At 56.6% G+C, this 12,892-nt stretch carries 12 protein-coding genes; 6 read left to right on the top strand and 6 right to left on the bottom strand.

Annotation, left to right across the window (positions count from 1 at the left end; translation table 11 throughout):
* Window positions 1-88: 88 nt before the first annotated feature.
* Both U5A05_RS09440 and U5A05_RS09435 read right to left on the bottom strand, forming a co-directional pair.
* Complete coding sequence (locus U5A05_RS09440; protein WP_321836194.1) at window positions 89-1,363, bottom strand: Zn-dependent hydrolase; 1,275 nt, start codon at window positions 1,361-1,363, stop codon at window positions 89-91.
* A gap of 36 nt (window positions 1,364-1,399) precedes the next feature.
* Window positions 1,400-2,887, bottom strand: coding sequence for an NCS1 family nucleobase:cation symporter-1 (locus U5A05_RS09435; RefSeq protein WP_321836193.1), 1,488 nt, complete (start codon window positions 2,885-2,887; stop codon window positions 1,400-1,402).
* A gap of 624 nt (window positions 2,888-3,511) precedes the next feature.
* Between U5A05_RS09435 and hydA the strand changes: the two genes are divergently transcribed.
* Genes hydA through preA form a run of 3 tightly spaced genes read left to right on the top strand, consistent with a single transcriptional unit; the run spans window position 3,512 to window position 7,652 of the window.
* Window positions 3,512-4,951 (top strand): dihydropyrimidinase, encoded by a 1,440-nt coding sequence (gene hydA / locus U5A05_RS09430; protein ID WP_261741842.1) that lies wholly within the window; start codon window positions 3,512-3,514, stop codon window positions 4,949-4,951.
* Window positions 4,952-5,009: 58 nt separating this feature from the next.
* On the top strand, window positions 5,010-6,377 hold the full coding sequence (locus tag U5A05_RS09425) for an NAD(P)-dependent oxidoreductase (protein ID WP_321836192.1): 1,368 nt from the start codon (window positions 5,010-5,012) through the stop codon (window positions 6,375-6,377).
* Window positions 6,378-7,652 carry an NAD-dependent dihydropyrimidine dehydrogenase subunit PreA gene (preA, locus tag U5A05_RS09420; protein WP_321836191.1) on the top strand — a complete coding sequence of 425 codons (1,275 nt, stop codon included), beginning with the start codon at window positions 6,378-6,380 and terminating at the stop codon, window positions 7,650-7,652.
* A 180-nt stretch (window positions 7,653-7,832) separates the two neighbouring features.
* Here preA and U5A05_RS09415 read toward each other — a convergent pair whose 3' ends face one another.
* Window positions 7,833-8,453: a TetR/AcrR family transcriptional regulator gene (locus U5A05_RS09415; protein ID WP_261741839.1), complete on the bottom strand. Its 621-nt coding sequence runs from the start codon at window positions 8,451-8,453 to the stop codon at window positions 7,833-7,835.
* A 124-nt stretch (window positions 8,454-8,577) separates the two neighbouring features.
* Window positions 8,578-8,934 carry a hypothetical protein gene (locus tag U5A05_RS09410; protein WP_321836189.1) on the bottom strand — a complete coding sequence of 119 codons (357 nt, stop codon included), beginning with the start codon at window positions 8,932-8,934 and terminating at the stop codon, window positions 8,578-8,580.
* 252 nt (window positions 8,935-9,186) lie between these two features.
* Here U5A05_RS09410 and csrA point away from each other — a divergent pair, with 252 nt between their 5' ends.
* Both csrA and U5A05_RS09400 read left to right on the top strand, forming a co-directional pair.
* Complete coding sequence (gene csrA, locus U5A05_RS09405; protein ID WP_019828915.1) at window positions 9,187-9,381, top strand: carbon storage regulator CsrA; 195 nt, start codon at window positions 9,187-9,189, stop codon at window positions 9,379-9,381.
* A 297-nt stretch (window positions 9,382-9,678) separates the two neighbouring features.
* Complete coding sequence (locus U5A05_RS09400; RefSeq protein ID WP_016780418.1) at window positions 9,679-10,224, top strand: DUF1269 domain-containing protein; 546 nt, start codon at window positions 9,679-9,681, stop codon at window positions 10,222-10,224.
* 49 nt (window positions 10,225-10,273) lie between these two features.
* Here U5A05_RS09400 and U5A05_RS09395 read toward each other — a convergent pair whose 3' ends face one another.
* Window positions 10,274-10,594, bottom strand: coding sequence for a YbjQ family protein (locus U5A05_RS09395; RefSeq protein ID WP_261742408.1), 321 nt, complete (start codon window positions 10,592-10,594; stop codon window positions 10,274-10,276).
* 245 nt (window positions 10,595-10,839) lie between these two features.
* Between U5A05_RS09395 and ppnN the strand changes: the two genes are divergently transcribed.
* Window positions 10,840-12,213 (top strand): nucleotide 5'-monophosphate nucleosidase PpnN, encoded by a 1,374-nt coding sequence (gene ppnN / locus U5A05_RS09390; RefSeq protein ID WP_261741837.1) that lies wholly within the window; start codon window positions 10,840-10,842, stop codon window positions 12,211-12,213.
* Window positions 12,214-12,288: 75 nt separating this feature from the next.
* Here ppnN and U5A05_RS09385 read toward each other — a convergent pair whose 3' ends face one another.
* Window positions 12,289-12,822 (bottom strand): DUF3087 domain-containing protein, encoded by a 534-nt coding sequence (locus tag U5A05_RS09385; RefSeq protein WP_261741836.1) that lies wholly within the window; start codon window positions 12,820-12,822, stop codon window positions 12,289-12,291.
* Window positions 12,823-12,892 lie beyond the last annotated feature (70 nt).

Here is a 12,892-nt window from a genome sequence, read left to right as displayed (position 1 = left end):
CCTGCTCGCGATGCAAGCGACGCGGTCTGTCAGGCAAATCGCAGCGATGCCATCGCGGGCCGGCCCGCTCCCACAAGTCGATTATCGATCAGCCTGCCTGTACCACGGCTTTCGACGCCGCCAGCATGGCTTTAAGCAATACCGCACACCCCGCCGCCAGGTCCTTGGGGTCGGCATTCTCGATTTCGTTGTGGCTGATGCCGCCTTCACATGGCACAAAAATCATCCCGGCTGGCCCCAGTTCGGCAAGAAAAATAGCGTCGTGCCCGGCGCCGCTGACAATGTCCATGTTGGACAGGCCCAACTCGTTGGCTGCCTCACGCACGGCGTTGACGCAGTCAGGGTTGAAATACAACGGTGGAAAGTCCGCCGTGGGGGTGAGTTCGAAGCTCAGGCCATGTTGCTTGCAGGTGGCCTCAATCACCCCGCGAACCTCTGCAATCATCGAGTCCAGACGCTCAGGCAGCAGATGCCGGAAGTCCAGGGTCATGCGCACTTCGCCGGGGATCACATTGCGCGAACCGGGGTAGGCCTGCAGGCAACCCACGGTGCCACAGGCATGGGGTTGATGGCCGAGAGCAGCTTGATTGACCGCAGCAACCACCGCCGCGGCACCGACCAGGGCGTCCTTGCGCAGGTGCATGGGCGTCGGCCCGGCGTGAGCTTCGACACCTCGCAGGTTGAGGTCGAACCATTTCTGCCCCAAAGCGCCCAGCACCACACCAATGGTTTTGCGTTCGTCCTCAAGGATCGGGCCCTGTTCGATATGGGCTTCGAAATAGGCCCCCACCGGATGGCCGCTGACTTTACGGCTGCCCGCATAGCCAATGGCAGTCAGAGCTTCACCGACACTCACGCCCTGGGCATCGATTTTGGCCAGAGTTTCTTCAAGGGTGAATTTTTCGGCGAACACCCCGGAACCCATCATGCACGGCGCAAAGCGCGAGCCTTCTTCGTTGGTCCAGACCACCACTTCCAGCGGTGCTTCGGTCTCGATATTGAGGTCGTTAAGGGTGCGCAGCACTTCAACCCCGGCGAGTACGCCAAAGCAGCCGTCAAACTTGCCGCCGGTGGGCTGGGTGTCGATATGGCTGCCGGTCATCACTGGCGGCAAGTCGGGATTGCGTCCGGGACGGCGGGCAAAAATATTGCCCACGGCATCCACACTGACAGTACAGCCCGCCTCTTCGCACCAGCGTACGAATACGTCACGGGCCTGACGGTCGAGGTCAGTCAAAGCCAGGCGGCACACGCCGCCTTTTACCGTGGCGCCAAGTTGGGCCATCTCCATCAGCGAGGCCCATAGGCGCTCACCGTTGATGGCTTGGGTACGTTGCTGCTGAAGGTCTTGTACGGCGTTCATGGAGTTTTCCTCAGGCAGTTGTAGTAGAGATCGGCTTTAAACCGTGCCTTTGACGGTCTGTGCTTGCTGACTGTTAAAGCGACACAAACCGTAATAAATCCCGGCACCAAGCAACGACCCGGTAAACCAGCCGAAGTCATAGAACCAGCTGAAGGCGCTGCTGCCCAACGACAGCAAGGTCAGCACCACGGGAATCCCAAAAGCGATAAATCCGTTCCAGTTCCATGCCGGGTAAACGCCGTCGTGGTACAGCCCCGCGAGGTCGAGCTGTTGCTTACGGATGATGAAATAGTCGACCACCATGATTCCGGCAATCGGCCCCAACAGGCTGGAGTAACCCAGCAGCCAGTTCGAGTACACGGTTTCCAGGCTCACATCCGAGACCAGCAAACCGAGTTTTTTGAGCAGTTCGTGGGCCATCAACACCAACCCCACCAGCCCCGTCAACATCACTGCGGTGGTTCGGTTGATCAACTTCGGGGCAATGTTCTGGAAGTCATTGGTGGGCGACACGATATTGGCTGCGGTATTGGTCGACAGGGTGGCGATGATGATCAGCGCCATGGCCAGTGCCACCCAGCCCGGACTTTGAATATGGCCGATCAGGCTCACCGGATCAGACACCGTAACGCCTACCAGTTTTTCCGACGCAGCCGTCATCACCACGCCCAATGCGGCGAACAGGAACATGGTCAGCGGCAAGCCGAAAATCTGCCCCAGAATCTGGTCTTTCTGACTTTTTGCGTAGCGGCTGAAGTCCGGAATATTCAGTGACAAAGTGGCCCAAAAACCAACCATGGCGGTCAGGCCGGCAAAGAAGTAGCCATACACGCTGGCGCCTTCAGGGCGCTTGGGCGGCTGGGCCAGCAGCTCGGTCATCGACACGTTGGGCAATGCCCACACCAGCAAACCGAGGCCGACCAGCACCAGCAGTGGCGCAGACAAGGTTTCGAGCCATTTGATCGATTCGGCACCGCGCAACACCACCCACAGGTTTAGTGCCCAGAACATCATGAAACCGATGACTTCACCGGTGCCACCAAGGCTTTTCCAGCCCTCGAACACCGAGCCCAGAAACAAGTGAATGGCCAGGCCGCCGAATAACGTTTGAATACCAAACCAGCCGCAGGCCACTAGGGCACGGATCAGGCACGGAACGTTAGAACCGATGATGCCGAAGGAAGAGCGCAGCAATACCGGAAAGGGAATGCCGTATTTGGTGCCAGCAAAAGCGTTCAGTGTCAGCGGGATCAACACCACGATATTGGCCATCAGAATCGCCAGCAGCGCCTCGCCGACCGAAAGCCCGAAGTAAGCCGTCAACACTCCGCCCAAGGTGTAGGTAGGCACGCAAATGGACATGCCAATCCACAAGGCAGTGATATGCCATTTATTCCAGGTGCGCTCATGCACTTTGGTGGGGGCGATATCGTGGTTGTACCGGGAACTATCGAGGACTTCAGGCCCTGGGTCCAACTCGTATAAACCGTTACGTTCGGTGACTTGGGATCTGCTCGGTTGCATATTCGATCACTCTCTTGTTGTGGCGTTCCTGGTTGTGCTGTCAGGCCCTGCGCCTTCGCGCAAGGTGACTCTCTTGGTCTGGACACTCACTTGTCTGCGTCGGCCCGTCAGGTGTTGGCAGCCACAATCAAGAACTGTGCCGTGTTACTTGCCTCATCCCCGCACACTGGCTTTTATTATGTATAACTCGCTGGTTTTTAACTGTTTTAACTTATTACTCAAATGACTCTCATTCCCGTTAAGTTCATTTGCAGTTGGGTAAGCGCTTTTTTGATATAGCTAAACGAAACAACACGGTGCACGCTTATTTAATTTATCGATTCATCACCCTTTCGCCGTCTACTCAAGCACCTGATTTAACATAAGAAACTTCGCTCATATTTGATTCCTGTCAAGTGCGTCAAAATGGTGATGGCGTGCATCATTTTGGTGACTTTAATATAAATTACTTATTAATCAGTAAGTTAGTATCAAACACATAGATCAAAAATAAAGTTTGATCATTCCCAGACAACCTATTAGATTTTATTCCTGTCACCAGTGGCAGGAATGCAAACTGCTCACTAAACTTGAATAACAACATTTAGAACCGGTATTAGCCGGTCAGCCTGCGAGGATCTCGGTATGTCACTGTTAATCCGTGGCGCTACGCTTGTAACCCATGATGAAAGTTACTGTGCAGACGTTTATTGTGCCGACGGTCTCATCCGTGCAATCGGGACCCATCTTGATGTTCCAGCAGGCTGCGAAGTGCTTGATGGCAGCGGCCAATATCTAATACCTGGCGGTATCGACCCGCACACTCATATGCAACTTCCCTTTATGGGCACCGTGGCCAGCGAAGACTTTTTCAGTGGCACTGCAGCCGGTCTGGCTGGCGGTACTACTTCCATTATCGACTTTGTAATCCCTAATCCTCAGCAGTCCTTGCTGGAGGCTTTTCATCAGTGGCGCGGCTGGGCCGAGAAGTCTGCGTCGGATTATGGCTTTCATGTCGCGATCACCTGGTGGAGCGAGCAGGTAAGTGAAGAAATGGCCGAACTGGTCAGCCAGCACGGCATCAACAGCTTCAAGCATTTTATGGCTTACAAAAACGCGATCATGGCCGCAGACGACACCCTGGTCGCCAGTTTTGAGCGTTGCCTGGAACTGGGCGCGGTGCCCACCGTGCATGCCGAGAACGGCGAGCTGGTGTACCACCTGCAACGTAAGCTCATGGCTCAAGGCATGACCGGCCCGGAAGCCCACCCGCTGTCACGTCCGTCCCAAGTTGAAGGAGAAGCCGCCAGCCGGGCGATCAGAATCGCCCAGACCATCGGCACGCCGTTGTATCTGGTGCATGTCTCGACCCGTGAAGCGCTGGATGAAATCACCTACGCCCGTAGTCAGGGCCAACCCGTGTATGGCGAAGTACTGGCCGGGCATCTGCTACTCGATGACAGCGTGTATCAGCACCCAGACTGGCAGACCGCCGCTGGCTACGTGATGAGCCCGCCCTTCCGTCCTCGCGGACACCAGGAGGCGCTGTGGCATGGCCTGCAATCAGGCAACCTGCACACCACCGCCACCGACCATTGCTGCTTCTGTGCCGAACAAAAGGCCGCCGGGCGCGACGACTTCAGCAAGATCCCCAACGGCACCGCGGGCATCGAAGACCGCATGGCGCTGCTGTGGGATGAAGGGGTCAATACCGGGCGTCTGTCGATGCAGGAATTCGTCGCGCTGACCTCCACCAACACCGCGAAAATTTTCAACCTGTACCCGCGCAAAGGCACGATCCGGGTTGGCGCCGATGCTGATCTGGTGCTGTGGGACCCGCTGGGTACGCGCACCATTTCCGCCACAACCCACCATCAAAAAGTCGATTTCAATATTTTTGAAGGCAAGACCGTGCGCGGCGTTCCCAGCCATACCATCAGCCAGGGCCGCCTGGTGTGGGCCGATGGCGACCTGCGCGCGGAACGCGGTGCAGGCCGCTATATCGAACGCCCGGCCTACCCCGCCGTGTTCGACCTGCTGAAAAAACGCGCCGCGCATCAGCAGCCGGTGGCTGTTAAGCGCTGAGTCGCACAGTACTGCCCGACAGAGGCAGGACGATCCCCACAACCGTGAGGCAATCACCGTGATCAAGTCCCTGAACCATTTACCGCACCCGCACGACAACGCGCAGGTGCTGGCGAGCCACTTTACCGACCTGGCGCCGCCACTCAGCGCGCGCCAAGCCGCATTGGAAAGCTCGCGCTGCCTGTATTGCTATGACGCGCCCTGCGTCAATGCGTGCCCCAGTGACATAGATATCCCGTCGTTTATTCGCAATATCCAGCAGGAAAACGTCCAGGGGGCAGCGCAAAAAATCCTTTCGGCCAATATCCTCGGCGGCAGTTGTGCCCGGGTCTGTCCCACCGAAGTGCTGTGCCAGCAAGCCTGCGTGCGCAATAACACCGAGGAATGCGCCCCGGTGCTGATCGGTTTGTTACAGCGTTATGCGGTCGACCATGCGCAGTTCAGCGAACATCCGTTCAAACGTGCAGCCCCCACCGGCAAGCGCATCGCCGTGGTCGGTGCCGGACCTGCCGGCTTGGCCTGCGCTCATCGCCTGGCGCTGCTCGGACATGAAGTGGTGATTTTCGAGGCCCGGGAAAAATCCGGCGGGCTCAATGAGTACGGGATTGCCAAGTACAAGCTGGTGGATGATTTCGCCCAGCGCGAAGTGGATTTTGTATTGCAGGTCGGTGGCATTGAAGTGCGCCACGGGCAGCGTCTGGGTGACAACCTGAAACTGAGCGACCTGCACCTGGAGTTTGACTCGGTGTTTCTGGGCCTTGGGCTGGCAGCCAGTCGCCAACTGGGGCTGCCTCACGAAGATGCGCCAGGGGTGCTGGCCGCCACCGACTACATCCGCGAACTGCGCCAAAGCGACGACCTGACGCAATTGCCCCTGGCCGAACGCTGCATTGTGCTGGGCGCTGGCAACACGGCAATCGACATGGCGGTACAGATGGCCCGCTTAGGTGCACGCGAGGTGAACCTGGTGTATCGCCGCGGTCTTGAAGACATGGGCGCCACCGGGCACGAACAGGACATTGCCAAGGCCAATCAGGTGCGACTCATGACCTGGGCACAACCGCAGGAAGTGTTACTGGATAAAAAGGGCCATGTGCGTGGCATGCGCTTCGCCCGTACCCGGCTTGAGGATGGGCGCCTGGTCACCACCGGTGAAACCTTCGAACTGGCGGCTGACGCGGTGTTCAAGGCCATCGGCCAGACTTTTGATAACGCGGCACTGGGCGATCCGTTGGCACAAGCGCTCAAGCGCGTGGGTGACCGGATCGAGGTGGACGAGCAACTGCGCACCAGTATTCCGGGAATCTATGCCGGAGGCGATTGCACGTCACTGGGGCAGGACTTGACCGTACAGGCCGTGCAGCACGGCAAGCTGGCCGCGCAAGCCATGCATGCCCAACTCATGCTTGATCAGGAGGCCGCGTAAATGGCCGATCTCTCGATTGTATTCGCCGGTATCAAAGCGCCCAATCCTTTCTGGCTCGCGTCTGCACCTCCGACCGACAAAGCCTACAACGTAGTGCGCGCCTATGAGGCAGGCTGGGGGGGCGTGGTCTGGAAAACCCTGGGTGAGGACCCGGCCGCGGTCAACGTATCTTCACGCTACTCGGCTCACTACGGGCCGAATCGCGAAGTCATAGGCATCAACAATATTGAGTTGATTACCGACCGTTCCCTTGAAATCAACTTGCGCGAGATTACCCAGGTCAAGAAGGACTGGCCGGACCGTGCACTGATCGTGTCGCTGATGGTGCCCTGCGAAGAGCAGGCATGGAAATCCATCCTGCCGCTGGTGGAGGCCACGGGCGCCGATGGCATCGAGCTTAATTTCGGTTGCCCCCACGGCATGCCCGAACGCGGCATGGGCGCTGCGGTGGGCCAGGTGCCCGAGTACGTCGAGCTGGTGACGCGCTGGTGCAAGACCTATTGTTCGCTGCCGGTGATCGTCAAGCTGACGCCCAATATCACCGATGTACGCCTCAGCGCCCGGGCCGCTTATCGCGGCGGTGCCGATGCGGTGTCGTTGATCAACACCATCAACTCGATCACCAGTGTCGACCTTGAACACATGGTGGCGTTGCCCACGGTGGGCAACAAAAGTACCCACGGCGGTTATTGCGGTTCGGCGGTCAAGCCGATTGCGCTGAATATGGTGGCTGAAATCGCCCGCGACCCACTGACCAAAGGCTTGCCTATCAGTGGGATAGGCGGCATTGGCAGTTGGCGTGATGCGGCAGAGTTTATTGCCATGGGCTGTGGCTCGATCCAGGTGTGTACGGCGGCAATGCTCCACGGATTTCGGATTGTCGACGAGATGAAAGACGGTTTGTCACGTTGGATGGACAGCCAGGGTTATACCTGCCTCGATGACTTCTGCGGACGCGCTGTAGGCAATACCACTGACTGGAAATACCTGGATATCAATTATCAGGTCATCGCCAAAATCGATCAGGACGCCTGCATTGGCTGCGGACGTTGCCATATTGCCTGCGAAGACACCGCGCACCAGGCCATCGCCAGCTTGAAACAGCCTGACGGGACACACCGTTACGAAGTAATCGACGACGAATGCGTGGGCTGCAACCTGTGCCAGATCACCTGCCCGGTCGAGGCTTGTATCGAGATGGTGCCTTACAACAATGGCCTGCCGTTCCTGGACTGGAACCATGACCCGCGTAATCCGTATCGGGTGGCTTCGTAGAATGCAGGGGGGTGTAGCAGCTGCCGAAGGAACGAGGCTGCGTTCGATTGCGAAGCGATCGTAAAACCTGAGTCCGCGAATTAACTGACAGACCGCAGACTCAGGTTTTACGGCGGCTTTGCCGCCGAACGCAGCCTCGTTCCTTCGGCAGCTGCTACACCCCCTCCATCCCGCTAAATTTTACGGCTCCAACCCGATCCCGCGCAGGATCACGCTGGTGACGGTCTGCAGCGCCCGCTCAAACTGGATATCGGACAAGGGCTGATGATCGTTGATAATCGTCACTTGATGGTCGAAGTCGGCGTAATGCTGGGTTGAGGCCCAGATCATATACAACAGGCTGGACGGTTCCACCGGCAGGATGCGCTTGTCTTGCACCCATTGGCTGATTTTCGCCTCCTTCATCTTCGCCCAGTCATAGAGGCTGGCATCCAGCGCCAGGCCCAGGGTCGGGGCGCCGTGGATCATCTCATTAGCCCAGACTTTCGAACCATGGGGCCGTGTGCGCGAATGGTTCATCTTGGCGCGAATGTAACTGCTGAGCACCAAACGCGGATCATCATAGGTTTCGAAACACAGCGCGTCCTGCTTCCATACCTCGAGCAAACCCAGCAATACAGCGCTATACAACTCGGTTTTGGTACTGAAGTAGTAGTGCAGGTTGGAGCGTGGCAGTTCGACTTGCGCGGCGATATCCGCCATCGCCGTACCGGCAAAGCCTTTTTCGGCAAAAACCTTTTCGGCCCCTAGGAGGATTTTTTCGACATTACTGCGCCGAATTTCGATCTTGTGATTGCCCATGGCCAATGCCCTTGCGGTCGTGCTTCTTCGACAGATGCCGAGTGAGCAAATATTTCCTGCGCAACGCATCGAATAGCGCCTGTTGCAGCTACGCTTAGGCTGCTACGAGACGCGCTGCACTGGCTTAGTTCGCTGCGGGCAACTCAATCACGTTGGTTTCGATGCCGTCGAGTTTGCGCTTGAGCTTCATCTTTTCCTGCGCTTGCACAGCTTGAGCCTCGGTGGTGAACGGCCCAATCAAGAAGTGTTGAACGCCGCCACTCTCAAAAATATAAGGAGTAAAACCGTTGTCAAGAAGCCTTCCGGTGGTGTCAGGAATGGTCGCTCTCTGGCCCTCAGTGATCTCTAACGCCCAATGACCAACGGGGGCCTGAACCATCGTTGCTTCAGAAGCAGCTTTAGCCCGCTGGATTTTATCGTTAGACTCCTGACCGCAAGCCGTCAAGGCCAATATTGCTGTCATCACGATGACTTTACGCACTGCGTTTCCCCTGTCTGTTTGAATGGGTCGATTTTATCACTGGGGCAATGGCCTTTGCTCTCCTTGAACAAATCAAATACGCCCCAATTTAAGGCTCATACGCGAGAATTTTCCCTATGCTGGGAATCAAACCTCTGGCCATGTCGTCTGTAATGAGCGGCGCATTTATACGCACTTCGCAGTATTCTGTAGTCATGACCGAAGCCGCACCGTCTCAGAGACGTGCCTTACAAAGCCATCAAGGAGAAAAAAATGCTGATACTCACCCGTAAAGTTGGTGAAAGCATAAACATCGGTGACGATATTACGATCACTATTTTAGGTGTCAGCGGCCAACAGGTCAGAATCGGCATCAATGCGCCGAAGGATGTTGCCGTTCACCGTGAAGAGATTTACCAACGTATCCAGGCCGGATTGAATGCACCGGAAAAAAACGATCAGCCGTAAGCCTGTGAGGTATCAGCCCTAGGCTTGAGTGTCAGGGCTGCTCAGCCAGCCCTCCTCAAAACACTCAAAACCTGCTCCCCCCCAGCATCTCCCCCTTGCTGCCCCTGTCTCTTTGTTAAACGATATGTCTTGTTGGCTTGACCGTTTCAAGGTTAGCGACCACGCTCATTCCTCGCAGAAGGCTCAAAGTACCTGAACCGCTGCGCGCCAAGGCGTTTGTATTGTGACGTCTTGAGAGACTCCTCCTCAATTCAGCCCGTCAGCGAGCTGAACCTGTACCATCAAGGAATGAAAGACATGTCCGATTTAATCGTAGTGGGATTTTCAGACACCGAAAAAGCTGATCGCGCCCTCACTAAAATGGTTTCGCTGAGTAAAGAGCACCTGGTAGAGCTGGAAGATGCGGTCATTGTCGTACGCAATGCCGAAGGCAAGATCCATATCAAACAAAGCGTAAACCTGACCGCTATTGGGGCTACTTCTGGCCTGGTAACTGGCGGCTTGTGGGGCGCACTGGTCGGGCTGTTGTTTCTTAACCCTCTGGCAGGCTTTGCCATCGGTGGCGCACTGGGCGCCGGTACTGGCGCGCTTTCGGGTTCGTTGAGCGATTACGGGATTGATGACGATTTCATCAAGTCGTTGAGCGAAACGATCCCCAACGACTCCTCCGCCCTGTTCGTATTGCTGCGCAAGTTCCAGCCTGAGAAAGTTCTGAAAGAACTCGAAGATTCAGACTTCAAGGGCAAGGTATTGCGTACCTCCCTGTCGCCGGAACAAGAGCAAAAGCTGCAGGACGCACTGTCCAAAACCACCGCTGGCGTGCCTTTGGCCAAAACGGTTTAAGCCGGCACCAGCCCCTTCGACCGCGTTAACGCGGTCGAATCCTCATCCCTCAGTTCAAACGCACTGCAGTACCAGTGGCAAAAACCACCAACATCCCGCCACGACCTGACGGCATACTGATTTCAAAATCCAGCCCCACAATTGCATCTGCCCCCATGGCTCTGGCCCTGTCACGAATTTCATCCGTGACCTCTGCTCGCGCTTCCTTCAGCGCTCGTTCCAGTGTCTGAGAGCGGCCACCAAAAAAATCGCGCACACCGGTAAAAAAGTCTCGCACCACGTTAATTCCGTGTACCGACTCGGCGCTGACAACCCCTAGGTAGTCAGTGATTTTTCGGCCATCAATGCTGTGTGTGGTGGTGATAATCATCAACCTGTCCTTTTTCTGTTTCAGAGACTTGTAGAGGTGCTGCGTATTTTGCACTGCGCACTGCTGCTACTGTAGCGGGATAGAGCCTCAGGCACTTCTAAATCCATGCCCGAAGGCTACTATGCTTAAAGCAGATGAATCTAAAGACGCGAGAGTTGGGACGCCTCGCTCGGCAAATCTGCACTGCTGACATGAACTCAATGGCTGTGCCAAGCAATTTTCGACCCCGCTCAAGGAAGCCCGTAATGGTCCAAAGACAAGTCATCAACGCCTCCGTAAGCCCCAAGGGCAGTCTGGAAACACTCTCCCAACGTGAAGTGCAACAGCTGAGCGAAGTTGGCTCAGGCACCAGCTACACGCTGTTTCGCCAGTGCGTACTGGCTATTTTGAACACCGGCGCTCATGTCGATAACGCTAAAACCATCCTTGAGGCCTATCAGGATTTCGAAGTCCGGATTCATCAGCAAGACCGCGGCGTGCGTCTTGAACTGCTCAACGCTCCAGCCGATGCATTTGTCGATGGCGAAATGATCGCCAGTACCCGTGAGATGTTGTTCAGCGCCCTGCGCGACATCGTCTACACCCAGAGCGGCCTGGACAGCCCCCGTATCGACCTGAGCAGCTCTCAGGGCATCACCGACTACGTGTTTCACCTGCTGCGCAATGCCCGCACGCTCCGCCCCGGCGTCGAGCCAAAAATCGTGGTGTGCTGGGGTGGTCACTCGATCAACACCGAAGAGTACAAGTACACCAAAAAAGTCGGCCACGAACTGGGCCTGCGTAGCCTTGATATCTGTACGGGCTGCGGTCCTGGCGTGATGAAAGGCCCGATGAAAGGCGCCACCATTTCCCACGCCAAACAGCGCCTGACCGGCGGCCGTTATTTGGGCCTCACCGAGCCAGGCATCATCGCTGCCGAGGCACCGAACCCTATCGTCAACGAGCTGGTGATCCTGCCGGACATCGAAAAGCGCCTTGAAGCCTTTGTCCGGGTTGGCCACGGCGTGATCATCTTTCCTGGCGGTGCCGGTACAGCCGAAGAATTCCTGTACCTGCTGGGCATTCTGATGCACCCGGAAAACAAGGATGTGCCATTCCCGGTTGTGTTGACCGGTCCCAAAGAGGCCGAGCCCTACCTGCAGCAATTGCATGAGTTTGTAGGCGCTACCCTCGGTGAGGAAGCGCAACAGCACTATCAGATCATCATCGACAACCCGGCCGAAGTGGCCCGCCACATGACCGCAGGGCTCAAGGCGGTGAAGCAGTTCCGTCGCGAGCGCAATGACGCATTCCACTTCAACTGGCTATTGAAAATCGACGAAGGCTTTCAACGCCCCTTCGACCCGACCCACGCCAACATGGCGAGCCTGCAACTGCGGCGCGACATGCCCGCGCACGAATTGGCAATCAATTTGCGCCAGGCTTTTTCCGGGATTGTGTCGGGGAACGTGAAAGAGAAAGGCATCCACCTGATCGAGCAGCATGGGCCTTACGAGATTCATGGCGACGCGGCTGTGATGAAGCCTCTGGACAAACTGCTGCAAGCATTCGTTGAACAAAACCGCATGAAGCTTCCAGGCGGCGCAGCCTATGTGCCGTGCTATCGAGTCGTAAGCTAAACCCCATCCAAAAGGGCTTGCCAAGCGAAACGCGGAATGTCATCACGCGCCTCGCCTGGCCTGCCCATCGCGGCCTTACTTCAGCGGAGCAAACTGCTTTACGGCATCAATCCAGGCAGGATCAAGCCGGGTCTGTTCTGTTTCAATACCCAGCGCTTCAAGACGCGCCTTGTGCAAATCGATTTCTCGCAGCATCTGGCTTAATGCACTGGTGTTGGCGTCCAGCTGGTACATCTGGGTCACACCCAAATGATAAAAACGCAGCAGCTTCATTGCCGCAACATCCCCCGCCATTACCCCCGCTGTCACGTGATGCATGACATTGGTGACCTTCATCAGGCTGCGCTTGAGTTGCCAGCCGTAAACCGCAGGCGCCATCCAGGGCTGTGACCAAAACCGGTAACGTACCAGCAGCAGGGTCGCGATCAAGGCGACAATGACCCCCGCCAGATTCAAGCTGAAGTTATCGCCACCAGCGACCCCCAGCATCATGACCGCCAGCCCGGACACCAGCAGGGCCAGTACCACAAACGTCAACGCGATATAAAACGTACTGCGACGGGTTTGCTGACGGTAAATTTCGGGGCTCATCGGCTTTATCTCAAACATCACTGATCCATGACTCCAAAATGGCTAGGGGCAAATCGGTGGGCATTATGGACTGATAACACTGTCTGGC

Source organism: Pseudomonas kulmbachensis (genome assembly GCF_963681935.1).
Lineage (GTDB): Bacteria > Pseudomonadota > Gammaproteobacteria > Pseudomonadales > Pseudomonadaceae > Aquipseudomonas > Aquipseudomonas kulmbachensis.
This window is presented reverse-complemented; position numbering and strand designations above follow the sequence as displayed.

What these genes read in the sequence shown, in the direction of transcription:
- U5A05_RS09440 (WP_321836194.1), bottom strand. Translation starts at nt 1,363, where the DNA reads ATGAACGCCGTACAAGACCTTCAGCAGCAACGTACCCAAGCCATCAAC.
- U5A05_RS09435 (WP_321836193.1), bottom strand. Translation starts at nt 2,887, where the DNA reads ATGCAACCGAGCAGATCCCAAGTCACCGAACGTAACGGTTTATACGAG.
- hydA (WP_261741842.1), top strand. Translation starts at nt 3,512, where the DNA reads ATGTCACTGTTAATCCGTGGCGCTACGCTTGTAACCCATGATGAAAGT.
- preA (WP_321836191.1), top strand. Translation starts at nt 6,378, where the DNA reads ATGGCCGATCTCTCGATTGTATTCGCCGGTATCAAAGCGCCCAATCCT.
- U5A05_RS09415 (WP_261741839.1), bottom strand. Translation starts at nt 8,453, where the DNA reads ATGGGCAATCACAAGATCGAAATTCGGCGCAGTAATGTCGAAAAAATC.
- csrA (WP_019828915.1), top strand. Translation starts at nt 9,187, where the DNA reads ATGCTGATACTCACCCGTAAAGTTGGTGAAAGCATAAACATCGGTGAC.
- U5A05_RS09400 (WP_016780418.1), top strand. Translation starts at nt 9,679, where the DNA reads ATGTCCGATTTAATCGTAGTGGGATTTTCAGACACCGAAAAAGCTGAT.
- U5A05_RS09395 (WP_261742408.1), bottom strand. Translation starts at nt 10,594, where the DNA reads ATGATTATCACCACCACACACAGCATTGATGGCCGAAAAATCACTGAC.
- ppnN (WP_261741837.1), top strand. Translation starts at nt 10,840, where the DNA reads ATGGTCCAAAGACAAGTCATCAACGCCTCCGTAAGCCCCAAGGGCAGT.
- U5A05_RS09385 (WP_261741836.1), bottom strand. Translation starts at nt 12,822, where the DNA reads ATGTTTGAGATAAAGCCGATGAGCCCCGAAATTTACCGTCAGCAAACC.